An 18122-nucleotide genomic window follows, 5' to 3' on the forward strand; every position below is an offset into this window, starting at 1 on the left:
CCTTATACATGGAAATCATACTTGCCACTTTCTCTGCCCTGTTCTCTGTTGTTAACCCTTTCGGGGCGATGCCTGTTTTTCTAACGCTAACCCAAGACGATACGCCAGCTTATAGAAATCAGCAGGCCCTGAAGGCTTGTCTGTATATGGTGGGTATTCTGGCGGTGTTTTTTCTGGCGGGGCAGTACGTGCTTAACTTTTTCGGCATCCGTATTCATGATTTGCGCATTGCCGGTGGTTTGATGATTATGCGGGCAGGTTTTGAGTTGCTTACGCCGGGTGCCAGTAAAAAGAAAATTTCGCCGGATGTGGTGGAGGAAGGGCAGCTGAAAGAAGACATTTCGTTTACGCCGCTGGCCATGCCTATGCTTTCCGGCCCAGGTGCCATTGCCGTGAGTATAGGCTTGTTTACCACTTCCCTTTCTTACCTGGATATGGTGATGATTCTTGTTGGCATTTTGCTTCTGGCAGCCGTTTCATACATTATTCTGCGCTTCTCGCACCAGCTAACGCGCTATATGGGCAAGGCAGGTCTGGCAGCACTGTCCCGAATTATGGGTTTTATAGTGCTCTCTATTGGCGTTAATTTTATCGTGTCGGCGCTTACAGCGTTATTTTTCACAGAGTAGGAACAACCTTTCTTATAGCAGATAGAGTTAAGCCCTATAAATTGAGCTTATAATACCTGCAAACACTGCCTGCTGGCACCGCCTCCAATACTTAATACATCACACAAAAGAAGCCATACTTGGGAAGCTGTCTGCAAACGTGGGCGGCTTTTTTGTTGCAGGAGTCCCCCGGATGTTGTATCATCGCTGCCAAGAATAATTTACGCATGCAGCTTTATCAAAACGAAGAGGAAAACACACCGGTTGCCCTGGAATATGCCAGCTTCTGGAAACGTATGGCGGCAATTTTCACAGATGCCCTTATTATTTCCTTTTTCATGAATCTGTTTATACTGCCCATTGCAGGCATCGACAATATACCGGAGATAACCGATGTAGAAGGCCGCCTGAAGATTCAGGGAATTGCGGCTTTTATAGGCTGGCTATACTATGCCGGCTTTGAGAGCTCTGCCCGACAGGCCACTTTAGGCAAGCAGCTTTTCGGCATTTTTGTTACAGATACCTACGGGTACCGCATTACGTTTGCGCGGGCTTCTGGGCGGTACTTCGGTAAAATGCTGTCGGGGCTTATCCTGCTGATCGGTTACGTGATGGCTGCCTTTACCGAGCGCCGCCAAGCACTGCACGATAAACTGGCCGATACGCTTGTGCTGCAGCACCCAGGCAACAGCCCCGAATAGCATACATAGCTGAAAAACAACGCATAAAATCACTTCTTAAAGTATAAATAAATCTATACTTTGTAACTAAGGCGTTGTCTGCAAGTATAAAAAGGTGAATTCCGTGTTATACTACATATGCAGACTACTTATACCCAATCCAAAGACAAAACCGAACTTGCTGACCTTGGCACTCGCCTGATGGCTTTGTCGTTGGATGTACTGCTGCTGCTGACGCTGATTGGCATAGCCGATTTTTTTACGTTTAGCAGCGATGATGAAGCATTTCTTTTTAAACCTGAGCGGCTGCTGCACCTCGTGCTAGGCTGGCTATACTTTGCCGGGGCCGAAACCTGCCGCTGTCAGGGCACGCTGGGCAAATACCTCATGAACCTGCGCGTAACCGACTCCAAAGGAGACAGAATAGATTTCAGGGCTGCCACATTACGTTTCCTGGTTAAGCCAGTATCTGCTGTGCTTATTGTTTTGCGTTTCCTGGTCGGCTCAGACTACAGCTCCAGACGCCCCTTTCACGACAAACTGGCTGACACACAGGTTATAGTGCAGTAAATTAGCAGCGGCTATTCTTTTGCTTCCCCCTGATAACTCAGGATGGTGATGTTGAACATAGGGTCGGCATTCCAGTTTTCTGACTTGATGCGTTTATGGAGCACGTCCTGCACCACCTGCTTCAGTTGCTCATCCGAAAGGGAGTCGTTGCGGTTATAGAGGTACAGCTCACAGATAACAGGGTTCAGGTCGGGCAGCGTGCCTCGGGTAAAGCGTGCATTTACCTCTATCGTCTCGATGTCTTTCATTTTATTCAGCTCAGTGTGTATCACCTCTGTAATCAGGGTATTCAGGCTGGCTTTCTGAAGCGAAGGCTGTTTTGCGAACTGCCAATACAGCATACCAGCTATAATCAAGCCCGAAGTCAGCAGCGACAACCGGAACACAGACTCTCTTCCATCGGCAAACCGAGCTCCCTTTATCGTAACCTTGCCCATATACCGGAACACCAGCGCGGCGGTAAACTGGATAACCACAAGCTGAAATATCAGCAGAAAAACCCCGCTGCGCACAAGCTGCCAGTTTCCGAAATTCATCGCCATACCTATCAGGCCAGTAGGCGGAGAAAGTGAGGCCGCCACCAGCATGCCTACAGCCGCTCCGGCTACTAAGCTAGACCGCTCCGACTGCACCAGATTTATGCCGCCTGCTATACCAGCCGCTATTGGCAGCAGTATAGTTACCTGCGAAATATGGCTCACGCTTACCATCATGGGTGTGGCGTGCTTCTGCTCTATAAGGTACGAGAGTATAAATGTGATAAAGATAGAGACACTAATAGCCATAAAATAGCGGATCAGGCTCTGCTTGAGCAAGCCCCCTTTGCCCGCAGCGGCACCCAGAGCGGCATTCATAGCCGGCCCTGCAAAAGGAGACACCAGCATAGCCGCCACCAGCAGATAACTAGTGTTGGTATACAAACCGATCCAAACCAGCATGCCCCCCACCAACGCGTAAGAAAGCAGCCCTACTTTAGAGCCCACACTCTGCAGGCCGCCCAGAAAAATCTCTAGAGGGCTAAGGTATGTTACGTCCGTCACCTGGTCCGGGGCGTCGCCCTGCGGCGGGTACAGCGCGATAACGCCACGTGGAACAAGGGTTATCTCAGCCTCTTTATAATCGCTGAGGGCGGTAATAAATTTGCTTACACGTTCATTGTTCAGGTGCACGGTTACAATCTCGCCTTTCTCGGCCTGTTGCACAATCAGGTTTTTGGCATCATGCTTTACGGCAATGTTTTTTACCTCCTGCCCCTGCCCCTCTTTTACTTTTATAGTTAGTTTGCGCATGCTACTACTACGGCAGCAGGGGTTATACTTGTTCAGGAAAAATAAAAGCCACTGCAGATCTGGTGCTGCAGTGGCTTTTAAATACAGGTTTAGGCTGATTATTTTGCAGTGTTTCCGAAACGGTCTGTTTCCACTGTGGCACTGCCATCAGGGGTAAGCACTACCTTAAACAGGTAATCGTACTCCTGCTCCGTAATGTCCGGCACAGGCCGTTTGGCACCAAAGGCTTCCACAATTGGCAGCAGCGTGTTGGAGTGGCCGGAAACCACTACAGTTTGCCCCGGATGGTTCTGCAGAATACTTTTCTTCAACCCCTGAAAGTCGTGCGCTTCATACTGCCTTACCTCCAGTTTACGCTCTTCGGCTAAGGGTTTTAGCGTGTTTTTTGTGCGCACATATTTAGTGGCGTACAGAGCATCTACCTGCTGCTGCTCCAGCAAGGTACGCAGCGCCTCTGCCCGGGCTACACCTTCCGGCGTGAGGTCAGGGTCTTGGTTACTGGGGTCAGAGATATCTTTCTCAGCGTGGCGCACCAGGTAAACTACGGTTAGCTGGGCATTGCTGTCCATAGGGTCTACTACTGCCAGGGCTCCCTCCTGCCCTACCGGCGACTGGCGGCAGGCGACAGCAAACAGCATCAACAAGAAAACACTGAGTTGTTGCAGTAAAAATTTCTTCATGTAATTGGTTGTTGGTTAGAAGTATGAAAATTGGTTGTGTTTAAGTGTTAAGCTTGTGCCAGCTGCTCGCCGGCTTGCGCTACGTTTTCAGCGTCCTGGGTGCGGCCTTTCTGTTGCAGCAGGCGCACCAGCCGCTGCCGCACCTCCAGCTGGTAAGGGTACAGCAGCAATGCATTTTCGTAAGCCTTTATAGCATTGTTTATTTTTCCTTTGGCCTCAAACATGCGCCCCTTGGCCGCTAAGATCTGCGCTTTCTCTACCACCGTCTCTGGCTTTGGCAGCTTTTTCTGTAATGCCTTCGCTTGCTTCTCCTCGCCCAGTTCGGCCAATACAGGCAACAGCAGGTATCGCTCCTGCGGCGGCAGGCTTGCATCACCATCCAGAAAAGGTTGAGCAGCGGCACGGGCAGCCTCCTTGTGCTGCAGCTGCAGTTGGTAGGTAGCCATCAGCACCATAAAATCAGGGCGGGCAGTGCCTGCTGCTGTTAAAATGCGCTGCGCTTCCGCCAGTGTTTCATAGGCTTTTTTATACTTGCCTTGTGTAGCCAGCACCTCTGCATACTGCCTGCGCAGCTCGTAATGCTGCGGCTTCAGGGCTACCAGTTGCTGCAGTGCCTGCTCTGCCTCCCGGTTTATACTTGTTGTGCCTTTCAGCCAGTTAGCGTAAGCTATTGCCTCGTCGCGACGGTCTCGGAGGTAGGTTGAGATGGTAGGAGCCTGTTCTATGTAGGCTTCTGCCACGGCTATCGCCTCTGGTACCATGCCGTAATCTATAAAAAACTCCCGGAAGCGCTCATTCGCCAGCGCCCGCATCAGCAGGTCATCCTCCAGGTTAGTCGCTTTTTTGTACAGCTCCACCTGGCTCATAAGGGCATCATGGGAGTTGAACTTTCCGTTGCGCTTCATACTTTCCACTAACTCAGCCTCAGCCAGATAGATTGGTGCATAGTTTGGGTTAACGCTTTTAGCCCGACTAAGCCACTCCTGCGCCTCCTTATACTTTTTCTGCCGTTGCCTTACCCCAGCGTAAGCGAGCAGGGCGGGCTGGTAAGTTTCGTCCCAAACCAGGGCACTGTCTAAGTATGTAGCTGCTGTGGCAAGTTGATCTTTCCGTTGCGTCTGCTCCGCCAGGTTTAAGTATACTTGTGCCCAGTTTGTAGCCATCGCCTCTTTATTGCCAGACAGGTATGCCCGCTGCCGCGCCACAAGCCTGTCCAAAAAAGTATACAGCTCCGGGTCTTTGGCTTTGAGGTCGGTGGTGGTATTGATGGATTTGTGGTTGAGCGGGTGCACTTTTACCGGTTCGAAATAGGCCGGATAGGTCTGGGCGAGGTACTCGTGCTCGTTATTGGCGGAGTAGTAATCTAGGGTGCGGCCTTCCTGCATGGCCTGGTGGTAGAGCCGGCGTACTTCGCGCTTCTCAGCATCCATAAAAACACTTTGGTGAAACAGGTGCACATACTCGTGCAGCACCACGTTGCGCTCTAGGTAAGAGCCGCGCACCACATACTCTATCGCCGCGGCCCCGCTTCCCACGCCCCGGATATCCATCCATTGGCGGTTATCGAACGTGGTTGCTTGCCTGAAGTATGGCGACCCCATGGCGATAGCCAAATCTACGTGCAGCGGCGGAATCACAAATTTTCTATCCTGCTTAGAAAGAAAAGGGAAGTATACAATGCTCTCGTAAAGCTGCGACCACACCATTTTCTGGACCTCATCGCCGGGATAATACGTCACATCCGGAAACACGCGGGCAAAGTTTACCGGGTCCTTAATCACGGTTTGCTGCACCACCTGCTGCAGCGAGTCGTAGTTGTGCAGGTAAGTCAGCTGCTTTTGTTTGATAACGGCGGCCAAAGCGTTGTGCGCTGGCCCATAGTGCTTCTTTTTCTGAAGGATGCGCTGGAAAACAGCCTGTGCTGAGTCAAGACGGGCCTGGCGATCCGTGTGGAAGGCCATGTAATAGGCGGAACCCCGGAGCATCTGCGGCAGCACAGATGTTTTATACTTTTGCTGCACCTGGGCTATACTTGCCAGTGCCTCCTTCAGCTTATTTTCAGATAAAAGTTTATCAGCGTGTTGCAGCGCCTGCCGTACTTGCTCATCCTCGGGTTGGGCGTAGTCGGCGTAGGTAAGGTTGGTGTGGCCGTTGCCCCAGTGCCAGTGCGTAACATAGTGCAGCGGGTTTAGCTCCAGCGCCAGCTCCCATTGCGCGGCCATGTTGTTTAGCTGCGTGGCATCTACGCGCCGCCAGATAGCATAGCCATAGTTAAAGCGGGCATCAGGGTTAAAGGGGTTCAGGGTTAGGCTGTTGATGAGCGGCTGCTCGGCTAACTCCGGCTTTTGGTTCCAAAAGTGCACATCCGATTCCAGCAGCCAGGCTTCGGCGTTTTCGCGGTTCCAGCTTTGCACCTTCTTGGCCCACTCCAGCGCCTGCCCATACTTCTTTTGCAGCATCAGCACATTGCCAATAAGCAGTGCGGCCGCTTCGTCTTTGGGGTTTTTCCCCAGCAAAGCATGCGCTGTGGCCTTGGCTTGCTCCAACTCCCAGGCCTGTACCTGCAGTTCGCTTTGCAGCAACAGCGCCTGGCGGTTCTCCGGGTTCTCCTGCAGCACCTGCTGCACCAAGGTATCGGCCTGCCTAAAACTGTTCTCTAAAATAGCCAGCCTGGCCTTTGCCAATTGTACAGCCGCTGTTGGCTGCGCCTGCAGCAGTACCTGGCGGGCTTCCTGCCATGCTCCTAACTCCAGCAACCGGGTAGCCTTTTGGGCAGCTCCTGAATTTTCCTGTAAGGCCTCCTGCCGCTCTTGCTGCAGCTTTTGTCGCACTGCCGCCACATCACCCGGGTGCTGGGCTAAAGCGGGCAAGGCAATAAAAAACGCGAAAGTAAAAGGAAGTATTTGCTTGAGGATAGAACGCATGTAGCTCGGGCACTAAATTTAGACTTCTAAAAGTATGGTTTTCCTGCTTTTGATAAAAGTATAAACGCATTATCTTCATGAAAATCAAGGCTAACTACAAGTCTGTGCCTTTTTAGCTATACTTGCTCAAGCATAAAAAATGAAGCGGTCTGGGCAACGAGTGATCTGGTTTGAGCCTAGCTGCTGCAGCTGCAGCAGCTATACTTGGCGCTGGTAACGGTTGGTATAAGCTATCTCTAACCGGCGCATCAGGTAAATGGATAACAGCAGCCACAGCACACCCAACGCGTAACCGGCCAGCACATCCGTAGCATAGTGCACTTTTAAATAAATGCGGCTAAAGCCAATCAGCAGCACGAGCAACGATAGCAAACAGGTAAGCAACCAACGCCAGGCGGCCCCCGGCACGGTACGCCAGACAATGTAAATCAGCACTCCGTAAAAAGCGCCTCCGATCATGGCGTGGCCACTGGGGAAACTCAAGCCTGACTGCTCCAGCATAGCAAAAGATGGCCTGGGCCGCTCAAAGAAGCGCTTCAGCAGTTGGTTTAGTATGGAAGTAGAAAAGGAGATGAGCAGCACTTTGAGGGCAAACCAGCGCCACCCCCTGAAAAAGCTGAACACCAGCACTACCAGCGGCGGCGTAACAAGCAGGTATTCGGCGGAGGCAAAAAAAGAGATCACCATCATGGCGCGCGTCATCCCCGGCGAGGCCAACCGATCAGCAAACGTAAACAAGGCTGTATCTAATGTACTGTCACCGACATTGAACACCAGATGTGCCATTAGCAGAAAAAGCAGCAGGCAAAGCAGGAAAGCAAAACCCAGTACAAGCGCCTCTGCGCTAAGGAGCGCCAGCAGGCGCAGAAAAGTTTGTGGCAACCGGTGCTTCATACTATAAAAGCTACGTGTGCTAATGCCTGAAAGCTGATTTTTAATTCGCTGCTTCGTATAGAATAATGGCGCTGCAGGGGTCTGTAGTTTCAATTAGTTTTAAAGCAATCTGCCCTTAAGAAGCCTGATGCTAATGTTGTACGTTCTACTGCGCCTGAACCTGCTGCTGTTTCTGAAGAAGCTGTTTGGGAGATTCCCTGATAGTCGTAACTTTATACTTGCGCTGCGGGTGCAGACATCTCATCAACAACACTTTACAAAAAGCTAAACCTGATGCTGCTACCTCACAAACCTCGTACAGATCAGTTTCTGATGGGCCTGCTGCTCGTGCTGTTTTTGCTGCTGCTTTTTAATTTGGACGGGTGGGGCATAATGGAAACCAGCGAAGCCCGTTACGCTGAGATTAGCCGCGAAATGTGGTTAACCGGCGACTTGCTGCATCCGCGCTTACTGGGTATACAGCACTACCAGGAGCCGCCTCTAACATACATCATAACTGCTATCGGGATAGATATATTCGGGCCAAATGGCTTTGGTGCGCGCTTTTTTTTGCAGGTATCGCTGCTAGTACAAGTATGGCTGGTTTACCTGATTGCCAAAGAGCTGTTTCATGTACCGCGGCAGGCGCTGCTGGCTGCCCTTATCTACCTAACCATTCCTGCGGTACTGCTGTCGGCACGCCACCTTACTTCAGATTCTTATTTAGCCACTTTCGAACTTGCGGCCATACTTGCCTGGCTGAAGTATAAAACCAGCGGCAGGGCTGTGTGGCTGTATTTTTTTTACCTGCTGTTGGCGCTGGCATTTCTCACCAAAGGACCTTTAGGGCTTATTTTCCCGTTGTTTGCTGTTATTGGGTTCAGCCAGCATTACAGCTCTGTCAGCGGCTATGCTTCTGGCTGGCACCACCTGCCGGCAGCTTTGCTTTTTTTGTTGCTGGGCAGTTCGTGGTTTGTATACCTTATACTGCAGCATCCGCAGCTTTTAGATTATTTTCTGTACAAGTATACCTGGCAGTATTTTACCGATCTAGATGCTTTTGGTCCCTCCAAGCCTTGGTGGTTTTACTTTGCGCTGGCTCCTGTTCTCAGCCTGCCGTGGTTTGCCATCCTGCTGCTGCAGCTCAAAAAACTGGCGGCCATGCCTGCGGCGCTTAAGCGCCTTTTCCTGTTCTGGATAATCGTGCCGCTCATTTTCTTCTCGTTTCTGGGGCCAAAACTTATCTTTTATATCCTGCCGGTTTTTGCCGGACAGGCTTTGCTAACCACCTGGATTATAAATCATTTCCCCACTAAAACCATGGTAAAAGCTGTAACCGGCAGTATGCTATACTTTGCCTTACTACTTGTGGCGCTAATAGCTTTACCGCTGCTGCCTCTTGGTATAAATTTACCCTGGCGATTACTTAGTCTGCCGTTTTTCTCGCTACTCCTGCTGCTGGTACTCTGGAACGGCGAGAGGTCGGCCTATCAGAAAATAATGTACGGAGCGTTGCTCCTAACAGCCTTGTTGGTGCCTTTTTCTACTAAACTACTGGCTTACAACCCGCAGCTTCTTAACGGCAGCCGGCAAATAGCAGAGGTAATAAAAGAGCGGGAACTGCAACATCGTCCGGTGCTGGTTTACAACAGGCTGCTTCCTTCGCTCGCTTTTGAGCTCAATAGCAGCATTATTTCGTTGGAAGACGGCAGCAGTAAGCTGGAGCGGGAAGTGCAGTTTGAGCAGGACGGGCAGTGGCGGGAACAGCTGCTGCAGCTAAACAGGCTACAGGACCTAGAACGCCTAAGGCAGCTGCTGCAGCAACAGCCGGTACTTGTGGTTAAAGGCAAGTTGCCCGAAGAGCGGCAATGGATGCTGCAGTACTTTAATGAGAAGCTTCAGATCCGGGATTGGCGCGTGTATTACTGATGGCCGTAAAACAAAAAAGGCTGACCTCGAAAGATCAGCCTTTTTAAGATTTAGTGTGCGCAAGAAAGGACTCGAACCTTCACACCTTGCGGAACTGCCGCCTGAAGACAGCGCGTCTACCAATTTCGCCACTTGCGCGTGCTTCACTATATCAATAAAAATCCCAAAGCCCTTTAACCCTTTGTGTTTATTGGGAGTGCAAAAGTAGTGTATGGTTTCTGTAGAAACAATACCTCTTTAAAAAATATTATTCTTTTTTTTCGTCATCTTCCAGCACAATCGGTGTAAGCTCTTTACCGGCAGACCGCTCCAGCCGGCGCAGTGTTGAAATACCTATAATAACCCATAGAAAGCCAGCGGCAAAGCCAGCCACCACATCCGTTGCGTAGTGCACGCGCAGGTAAATTCTGCTAAAGCCAATCAGGAACACAAAAACAACCAGCAAAGCTACAAGCATGTTGCGGTAGCGTACATCCTTTACGTTGTGCCACACCAGGTAAATCAGAAGGCCGTAAAAAGAGGCCGCCACCATACTATGCCCACTCGGGAAGCTAAGCCCTGAAGCCTCCACCAACGGAGACATAGGCCGCTGCCTGTCAAAAAAGTACTTTAGAATAACGTTCAGTGTGATACTGCCCAATGCTACCACCGGCACCTTCAGCGAGTTCCAGCGGTGTTTGCGCACAAACAGGTAATAGCCAACCAGCGCCAGTGCCATGGGTGTCAGGAACTGCCGGGAGGCAAAGAACGTGATGAACTTAATAAAGCCGTCCAGGAAGGGGTTGCTGAGGTTAGCGGCCAAGCCAAAGGCTGCCTCATCCAACCATACCTTATCGCCTGACATAATTTCGCGGCCAAGCCACAGGAACACAATAATGCAGACCAGAAACAGCAGCCAAATAAACACCAACTCCACGGTAAAGAGCGCCGCGGAAGCCACCATTCGTTTATAGAAACTTCGTATCATTTTGCTTCAGAATCAGTTGTAAAACGTAATCATACCTGTTACAGATCAGGCCAACGCCTTTGTTGTACAGGAAATCACTATACGTAAACTATGAAAGACAGCATCAGGTTGTTTGTTGCCGCTCCGCTGCCCGCAGCCATAAAAGAGAAACTTGAGGAGCAGCTACAGCATTACCAGGATACAGCTATACGTTTATTGCCTTCCCAGAACCTGCACCTCACCTTATACTTTATCGGGAATGTAGCGGCAGAGGAGCTGGCACCCATAAAAGCACGTGTGGCCCGCTTAGCGCAGCAGCACCAGCCGTTTACCTTGCAGTTTGAGCAAACAGAACCTGGGCCAAAGCCGCGGCACCCCCGGCTAATCTGGGCGCGGTTTGCGCAGCATCCCGCTTTTGAGGCGCTTAGCCAAGAGCTGACGGAGGCGCTGGCAGAACAACCGCCGGCAAAACAGAAATCCATCCCCCATATTACGCTTGCGCGGTTCCGGAAAGATACAGCTCCGCCTAAACACCTGTCAATTATCCGCTCTGAAGAGCCGCTGAAACTTCTGGTGCAGGAAGTGGCCCTGTGGCAGTCGGTACTGGGCTCACCGCACCCAACTTATACTATACTGGAGCGATACCCTTTGCGGCAAAACCTCTAGCCGGCAATTTCAGTAAACATGCTACTTCAACAGTGGTAAACCTAACTTACATCCATGAACCAGACAGAGCTTAGTGAGCTGATGATTTCTCTGAAAGACAAAGGACTAACTGTGGCTTTTGCAGAGAGCTGCACCGCCGGACTTTTAGCCTCAGAATTTGTTCGCGCCAAAGGCAGCAGCGAAGTACTGAAGGGAAGCCTGGTGGTCTATCAGCCGGAGGTAAAGCAGAAGCTTCTGGGGGTAAAAAAAGAAACACTTGATCTGTACACAGCTGAGTCTCAACAGGTAACCAATGAGATGGTAATGGGCCTGAAAAAACTCCTGGGCGCCGACATTAGTATTGCCACCACAGGGCTGGCTGGCCCCGGCGGCTCCGAAACAGAAGAAAAACCGGTGGGCACCATGTTCGTGAGCTTTCTGTATGACGGCAAGGCGGAAGAGTTTCGGGAGGTGTTTAAGGGCAACACAGAAAGCGTGCGCAAGCAGCTTGTCGATTTCATTTTTCAGAAACTTCAGGGAGTGCTGGAGCAGCACTACGACCGATAATCGTTAAATTGCCGCTGCAACTTTTACCGCTTATACTTTGCCCAAACTCCCCGACAGCGGATTTAATCGAGTAGCTCCATACTATGATGCCCTGGTCCGGCTGGTGTACGGCACGGCGCTGGAGCGGGCGCAGCTGGCCTTACTGCCTTTTGTGCCGCAGCAGGCACGGGTGCTGGTAATTGGCGGCGGCACCGGATGGCTTCTGGAGCAGCTTCTTAAAACAGAAAAGCACCTGTACATTCTATACTTGGATGCCTCCCCTGCCATGCTGCAACGGGCTCAGCAGAGGTACTCAAGGTATAAAAATCCGCACTTCTGCAGCGTCAGCTTCCGGCTTGGCACGGAGCAGGCGCTGCAGCCGCACGAGCAGTTCGATGTTATCATCACTCCTTTCCTACTCGATCTTTTTCCGCCGCCAAGGCTGCGGCAGCTCATGCAAGAGCTTACCGCAGCCTTGGCGCCAAACGGCAAGTGGCTTCTCGCTGATTTTTGGCCTGCACGGCAGCCGACTCCTTGGTGGCAGCAAGTGCTTATAAAAGGGATGTATGTATTTTTCGGGTGGCTAAGCGAAGTGCAGGCGAAACAGCTCCCGGATTACGGTTCACACTTCAAAGTGCTGGGGTTTGAGGTAAACTTTAGCCAGCAGTTTTATAGCGGCTTGGTACAGGCAAAAGTGCTTGAGCGGCAGCTGACCTGATTCTTTGAAGAATTGCACTCTATACATTCATCACTTAAAACCCCACCATGTAGGCATTTTCGTTAGAGGAGGCTTTTGCTCAACGCCTCAGCTGAGCATTACCTGCGGTACTTGCAGCACACATCCGGCCATAAACATTGCGCACCTCCTTCTCAATCCCTATATTTAAATTTACAAAACATTAATCTACGCAATGAAACCATTTATATACGGCCTGCTCGCGCTAGGCTTGGGGGCACAGCCCGTGCTGGCACAGCAACAGGTAAAGTATGCGCTCTCGTTCCCGAATGCGGTACACCATGAGGCAGAGGTAAAAATAAACTTTGCAGATATACAGCAGGATACGCTGAAAGTGCTGATGCCGCGCACTTCTCCGGGCCGTTACGCCGTGCACGAGTTTGCCAAAAACGTATACAACGTACGGGCCACCGATGCGCAGGGCAAGCCGCTGCAACTCCTGCGCCTGAGCACCAGCGAATGGGCCGTGCCCAACCATAAGGGAGTCGCCACGATCAGCTATACTTTATTTGCCGACCATGCCGACGGTACCTACGCAGGCATCGACGAAACACACGCCCACCTGAACGCACCCGCCAGCCTAATGTATGCCAAGGGTTTTGAGAAAGCGCCTGCTTACGTAACTTTCAACATTCCGGAGGGCAGCAACTGGAAAGTAGCCACGCAGCTTCGGCAGGAACAAGGCAACACCTACTACGCCCCTAACTTCCAGTACCTGATGGACAGCCCTACGGAGCTCAGCGATTTTGATTTTGCGGAGTGGACCGTAAACGACGGCGGCAAAAAGAAAACCATACAGGTGGCGCTGCACCACCCTGGCACCCAGCAGCAGTTTGAGCAATATATGGCGCAGACGAAAGACATTGTGGCAGAGCAGCAGGCGGTATTCGGTCAGCTGCCGGACTTCGACTTTGGCCGTTATACTTTTATCGGGTGCTATATGCCGCAAGCCGTAGGCGATGGGATGGAACACCGTAACTCCACTATTCTTACCAGTTCCAGGCCGTTGGCTGCCGCTATGGGGCCGCTGCTTAACACTGTTTCGCATGAGTTCTTCCATGCTTGGAACGTAGAGCGCATCCGTCCAAAATCGTTGGAGCCTTTTAACTTTCAGGAGGCTAATATGAGTGAGGCGCTGTGGCTGGCGGAGGGCTTTACCAGCTACTACGGCGACCTGACCATGGCCCGCACCGGCATTTTCGACCTTAAAAAGTACACTTCTGACTTGGCCGGAGACCTGAATTACGTGCTGCTGTTGCCGGGGCGGCAGTACCATAGCCTGGTGGAGATGAGCCAGCAGGCGCCTTTTGTGGATGCCGCCCGCTCCGTGGACCCCGTAAACCGCCATAACACCTTCATCTCCTACTACACCTACGGCAGCATGCTTGGCCTGGCCCTCGACATGACGCTGCGCCAGGAATATAACACGACATTAGACAAGTACATGCAGGCGCTCTGGCGCAAGTATGGTGCACCGGAAAACCCTTATACTATGACCGACCTCCAGCAAACACTGGCAGAGGTAAGCGGCGACGCTGCTTTTGCAAAGCAGTTTTTTGAGCAGAGCGTTTTTGGCAGCCAACTACCGGATTACGCCCCGCTGCTGGCCAAAGCAGGTTTAGAATTAAGAATAGCCAAACCAAACGAAGCCGCGGTAAGCATGCTCAACTTTGATTATAAAGACGGAGCTGCCACCGTAGCCAACGGCACTTTTATAAACACCGGGGCATATAAAGCTGGTCTGGAAAAAGGCGATGTGATTCTGACCCTGGACGGACGAAAGCTTAAATCAGAAAAGGCGCTGGATAAAGTTTTGAAAAAGCATAAGCCCGGCGATACTGTTCCGGTTACCTTCACCCGGCACGGCCAGACGCGCACCACCAATTTTATGCTAGATGCTGTTCCGGTATATGAGCTGGTACCTTATGAGAGCACCGGAAAGCAGCTGACACCGGAGATGCAATCCTACCGCAGCGCCTGGTTAAGCTCTAAAGCTAAATAGCCTGACCCGTATACTTTAGAGCCCAAAGGTGCGTTTTGCTTTTGAACCATCTAAGCCGTACCTTAGTATAAGAATTTATACTTCAGATCTTTCCACGTGAAAAATATATTTAGAACCATACTGGCAGCAGGCCTGCTTTACGCCGGGCAAAGTATGGCACAGGACGTAAAGCCTAGTTTGGAGGCTGCTCCCGTGCCCACTCAAACCAGCACAGCGCCTGTAGCTGCTACAGCAACGCAGGATCTTGTAAAAAATGAGAAGCCGGCCTGGCAAGGACCAAAACTGAGCTATAACCTAAACATGGGCGCAAGTTTTAGTAACGGCTTTGGCAGCGCTACTTTTGTAGAGCCTTCTGTGCGCTACCAGGTAAGCAACCGCTTTAGGGTAAACACCAGCCTGGCCTATGTGCGCACTTCCGGCTTTAACATACCCTTAACCGGCCCAGAGGGCACCACGGTAGTTTACAGAAACAGCGGCGGCAGCCACTACATTGCAAGCGTGGGGGTTGATTATCTTGCTAGTGACCGACTTATCCTGAGCGGCAACGTGTGGCGCGACTTCTCCAACTTGCCTTCCAGCAGCTTTGGCAACAGCTACTACAACGCTGGCCGTATGGGAGCCGATTTCAGGGCTACCTACAAGATCACTGAGAACCTGAGCGTGACAGGTGGCATCCGGTACACGGACGGAGCCTCGCCTTACGGAAACCAGTTTTACTCGCCGGCTTACGGCAGCCGCTTCGGAAACTGGTAACTTTATCATCATAATAAAATTCAAAAAGAACGCTTTCCTGGTCTTGCAGGGAAGCGTTCTTTTTGTCTGGGCTCCTGCAAAAGCAGCAGGTTATAACCTATTTTATCCTTTACAAAGTATACAGGTGATGATGGCAGGCTGGGTAGGCTAACAATGTGCCTGATTGCTAATTTTGTATTCAGGATTGGTTATACCTAGCAGCATCTATCATCACAATACCGTTAACGCAACCGAACAGACTTTGCAGCATACAAACAACCACATCCGCCACGTTAAGAACGAACGCCTCGAAACTATAAAACCCGGTTACAGAGGCAACAAAACAGTTAAAGGCCGCTTTGCCAACGGCGAGGAAGTTTATGCCCCGGATTTTAGCAGTGTGCTGAAGTGGCAGCTGAGCCAAAACCCGCAGCGCCAGCAGAAAAAGCACGACACCTACACTCCTGCGGTGCAAGAGGGCTGCGATTTTATAAACGATACCCGCGATATGCTGGTGTGGCTGGGGCACGCATCTTTTTTTCTGCGCCTGAATGGCGTTACGTTTATAACTGATCCTGTTTTGTATGATATCTCGATGGTGAAGCGGAAAGTAGGTACGCCTTGCCCACCCGAGCAGCTCCGTAACATTGATTTCCTGTTGCTGTCGCACGCCCACCGCGATCACCTGGATAAGAAATCTGTACAAACCATTTACCAAAGCAACCCAGCTATAAAAGCGCTCGCCCCTTTGCGTGCCGGCGATATTCTGCGCGGCATCAACCCAAACTTGCCGTACCAGGAGGCGGGCTGGTTTCAGAAGTTCGACCTAGTACCTGATAGTGTGGAAGTATACTTTATGCCGGCTTCTCATTGGCACCGCCGTGGCCTGCTGGATATGAATAAAGTGCTGTGGGGCAGTTTCGTGCTCAAAACGCCTACTTTAACATTATACTTTGCCGGCGACTCAGGCATGAACTCGCATTTTGAGGAGATTGAAAACCTGCTAGGCCCCATGGATGTTTGCCTGATGCCAGTGGGCGCATACAAGCCTTCTTTCCTGATGCAAAAGAGCCACCTGAACCCGCACGAGGCCGTGAAAGCTTATAACCTGCTGCGTGGGGGCACTTTTATACCGATGCACTACGGCACCTACGACCTGTCTGATGAGCCGCCGAGCGAGCCGGTGCGCCTGCTGGAGCAGATTGCCGCCTCAGGCATGCTGCAAGGCCTCCGGATACCTGCCATCGGTGAGCCGGTGCTGCTAAACGAGATAACATAAGAGTAGGGTCGGATTTTAGATTTGCTATATTTGTGAACTAGAACGTTTACGAACCACTGCTTACACTATGTCATCGACCCTTATCATAGGCTTAATCATAGCCTACTTCTGTATTCTCATCTTTATTTCTTATCTCACTAGCCGCAACTCCGACTCCGAGACTTTCTTCTTGGCAAACCGCTCTTCACCCTGGTATGTGGTGGCTTTCGGTATGATCGGCACATCGCTTTCGGGTGTTACTTTTGTGTCGATACCGGGTATGGTGGCGGCGGCTGAGTTCTCGTATCTGCAGTTTGTGCTGGGCTACCTGCTGGGCTACTTTGTAATCGCCACCGTGCTGATGCCCATGTACTACCGCATGAACCTTGTCTCGATTTATACTTACCTGGAGCAGCGTTTCGGGTGGTGGTCGTACAAAACGGGAGCAGCATTTTTCCTGCTTTCGCGTACTTTGGGGGCTGCTATTCGCCTGTTCTTGGTGGCTGGCGTGCTGCAATTAGCCGTTTTCGACGAATTCGGAATTCCGTTTTCCGTTTCAGTGATTATCACGATTGCCCTGATCTGGGTTTATACTTTCAGAGGAGGCATGAAGACTATCATCTGGACCGATACCTTCCAGACCACAGCCATGCTGATGGCGGTTGGCACCAGCATCTGGCTTATTTCTGATGAACTGAACCTTACCTTCCAGGGATTAGTAGACACTGTGCAGGCCAGCGACTATTCGCAAGTGTTCTTCTGGGACGTGAAAGACAGTAAATACTTCCTGAAGCAATTTTTCTCCGGCGCTTTCATCGCCATCGTAATGACGGGCCTTGACCAGGATATGATGCAGAAAAACCTGAGCTGCAAAAACATCGGCGAAGCCCAGAAAAACATGTTCTGGTTCAGCATCATACTTGTATTCGTCAATATCCTGTTCTTGGCTTTAGGCGCCCTGCTGTACATTTACGCTAACGCAAAGGGTATTGCCCTGCCAGAGCGCGGCGACGACGTGTTCCCGTTCCTAGCCCTGAACCACTTTACATACTTTGCTGGCATCGTGTTTATACTTGGTATTATCGCTATTACCTACGCTTCCGCAGATTCAGCGCTTACAGCCCTTACCACCTCCTTCTGTGTAGACTTCCTCAACTTTAAGGACCGTCCGGAGCAGGAGCGCGTGCGTGTGCGCTACATCGTGCATGCCGGCATTTCAGTAGTGATGGGCTTGGTAATCATCGCTTTTGATATATTGAACAATGATAACGTCGTAACGGCTGTGTTTAAAGTGGCCGGCTATACGTACGGGCCGCTGCTAGGGCTTTACAGCTTCGGCATTTACACGAAGCGAGCCGTGCGCGACAATTTTGTGCCGGCTGTTTGTATCATCGCGCCGCTTCTTACCTTCATCATCAGCTACAACTCCGTAGACTGGTTCTGGGGGTATGAGTTCGGTTTTGAAGTGCTTATTCTGAACGGCTTCTTGACATTTGCAGGTTTGATGGCTGTTTCGTCTGGTAAAATAGATGAACTGGAGCTGGCTCGGGAGCAAACTGCTTAAACCAAAACCCCATATGCAAAAGCGCCCTTTCCTGAGAGCAGGAAAGGGCGCTTTTGCTTTATACGCTGAGCTCATACAGCCCCGTCCGCAGGCTTACTTTATAAATATTTTCTGAGTTAAACGGCATGCCCTTCGTTTCC

17 protein-coding genes and 1 tRNA gene are annotated in these 18122 nt (G+C 51.1%); 12 read left to right on the forward strand and 6 right to left on the reverse strand.

The window, feature by feature from the left end:
* Positions 1-8 precede the first annotated feature (8 nt).
* The 3 genes from Q1B04_RS09475 to Q1B04_RS09485 all read left to right on the forward strand — a co-directional run bounded on the left by Q1B04_RS09475 (position 9) and on the right by Q1B04_RS09485 (position 1858).
* Complete coding sequence (locus tag Q1B04_RS09475; RefSeq protein ID WP_299758525.1) at positions 9-629, forward strand: MarC family protein; 621 nt, start codon at positions 9-11, stop codon at positions 627-629.
* A gap of 206 nt (positions 630-835) precedes the next feature.
* Positions 836-1309 (forward strand): RDD family protein, encoded by a 474-nt coding sequence (locus Q1B04_RS09480; protein WP_299758527.1) that lies wholly within the window; start codon positions 836-838, stop codon positions 1307-1309.
* A 117-nt stretch (positions 1310-1426) separates the two neighbouring features.
* A complete protein-coding gene (locus tag Q1B04_RS09485) occupies positions 1427-1858 on the forward strand; it encodes an RDD family protein (RefSeq protein WP_299758529.1) in 432 nt (143 codons plus the stop codon).
* 11 nt (positions 1859-1869) lie between these two features.
* Here Q1B04_RS09485 and Q1B04_RS09490 read toward each other — a convergent pair whose 3' ends face one another.
* The 4 genes from Q1B04_RS09490 to Q1B04_RS09505 form a co-directional block, all read right to left on the reverse strand.
* Complete coding sequence (locus Q1B04_RS09490; RefSeq protein ID WP_299758531.1) at positions 1870-3147, reverse strand: DUF389 domain-containing protein; 1278 nt, start codon at positions 3145-3147, stop codon at positions 1870-1872.
* A 98-nt stretch (positions 3148-3245) separates the two neighbouring features.
* A complete protein-coding gene (locus tag Q1B04_RS09495) occupies positions 3246-3827 on the reverse strand; it encodes a histidine phosphatase family protein (protein WP_299758533.1) in 582 nt (193 codons plus the stop codon).
* A gap of 47 nt (positions 3828-3874) precedes the next feature.
* Complete coding sequence (locus Q1B04_RS09500; RefSeq protein WP_299758534.1) at positions 3875-6751, reverse strand: hypothetical protein; 2877 nt, start codon at positions 6749-6751, stop codon at positions 3875-3877.
* Between the two features lie 198 nt (positions 6752-6949).
* Positions 6950-7645, reverse strand: coding sequence for a phosphatase PAP2 family protein (locus tag Q1B04_RS09505; RefSeq protein WP_299758537.1), 696 nt, complete (start codon positions 7643-7645; stop codon positions 6950-6952).
* 133 nt (positions 7646-7778) lie between these two features.
* On the opposite strand from Q1B04_RS09505, the gene Q1B04_RS09510 reads away from it, so the two are divergent.
* Both Q1B04_RS09510 and Q1B04_RS09515 read left to right on the forward strand, forming a co-directional pair.
* Positions 7779-7913, forward strand: coding sequence for a hypothetical protein (locus tag Q1B04_RS09510; RefSeq protein WP_299758538.1), 135 nt, complete (start codon positions 7779-7781; stop codon positions 7911-7913).
* Positions 7914-7918: 5 nt separating this feature from the next.
* Positions 7919-9553 (forward strand): glycosyltransferase family 39 protein, encoded by a 1635-nt coding sequence (locus Q1B04_RS09515; RefSeq protein ID WP_299758540.1) that lies wholly within the window; start codon positions 7919-7921, stop codon positions 9551-9553.
* 56 nt (positions 9554-9609) lie between these two features.
* Here Q1B04_RS09515 and Q1B04_RS09520 read toward each other — a convergent pair.
* Together Q1B04_RS09520 and Q1B04_RS09525 are read right to left on the reverse strand one after the other, a co-directional pair.
* A tRNA-Leu gene (locus Q1B04_RS09520) sits at positions 9610-9691 on the reverse strand.
* A 109-nt stretch (positions 9692-9800) separates the two neighbouring features.
* Positions 9801-10520: a phosphatase PAP2 family protein gene (locus tag Q1B04_RS09525; protein WP_299758542.1), complete on the reverse strand. Its 720-nt coding sequence runs from the start codon at positions 10518-10520 to the stop codon at positions 9801-9803.
* A 90-nt stretch (positions 10521-10610) separates the two neighbouring features.
* Here Q1B04_RS09525 and thpR point away from each other — a divergent pair, with 90 nt between their 5' ends.
* The 7 genes from thpR to Q1B04_RS09560 all read left to right on the forward strand — a co-directional run bounded on the left by thpR (position 10611) and on the right by Q1B04_RS09560 (position 17982).
* Entirely contained in the window at positions 10611-11165 is a 555-nt protein-coding gene (gene thpR, locus Q1B04_RS09530; RefSeq protein WP_299758544.1) for an RNA 2',3'-cyclic phosphodiesterase, read from the forward strand.
* A gap of 54 nt (positions 11166-11219) precedes the next feature.
* On the forward strand, positions 11220-11711 hold the full coding sequence (locus tag Q1B04_RS09535; protein WP_299758546.1) for a CinA family protein: 492 nt from the start codon (positions 11220-11222) through the stop codon (positions 11709-11711).
* Positions 11712-11748: 37 nt separating this feature from the next.
* Positions 11749-12408: a class I SAM-dependent methyltransferase gene (locus Q1B04_RS09540; protein WP_299758548.1), complete on the forward strand. Its 660-nt coding sequence runs from the start codon at positions 11749-11751 to the stop codon at positions 12406-12408.
* 193 nt (positions 12409-12601) lie between these two features.
* Positions 12602-14428 (forward strand): PDZ domain-containing protein, encoded by a 1827-nt coding sequence (locus tag Q1B04_RS09545; RefSeq protein WP_299758550.1) that lies wholly within the window; start codon positions 12602-12604, stop codon positions 14426-14428.
* Positions 14429-14524: 96 nt separating this feature from the next.
* Entirely contained in the window at positions 14525-15181 is a 657-nt protein-coding gene (locus Q1B04_RS09550) for a hypothetical protein (protein ID WP_299758552.1), read from the forward strand.
* Positions 15182-15422: 241 nt separating this feature from the next.
* Entirely contained in the window at positions 15423-16439 is a 1017-nt protein-coding gene (locus tag Q1B04_RS09555; protein ID WP_299758554.1) for an MBL fold metallo-hydrolase, read from the forward strand.
* Between the two features lie 67 nt (positions 16440-16506).
* Positions 16507-17982: a sodium:solute symporter gene (locus Q1B04_RS09560; protein WP_299758556.1), complete on the forward strand. Its 1476-nt coding sequence runs from the start codon at positions 16507-16509 to the stop codon at positions 17980-17982.
* The last annotated feature ends 140 nt before the right edge of the window (positions 17983-18122 follow it).

The organism is uncultured Pontibacter sp., from assembly GCF_947495565.1.
Classification (GTDB): Bacteria; Bacteroidota; Bacteroidia; order Cytophagales; family Hymenobacteraceae; genus Pontibacter.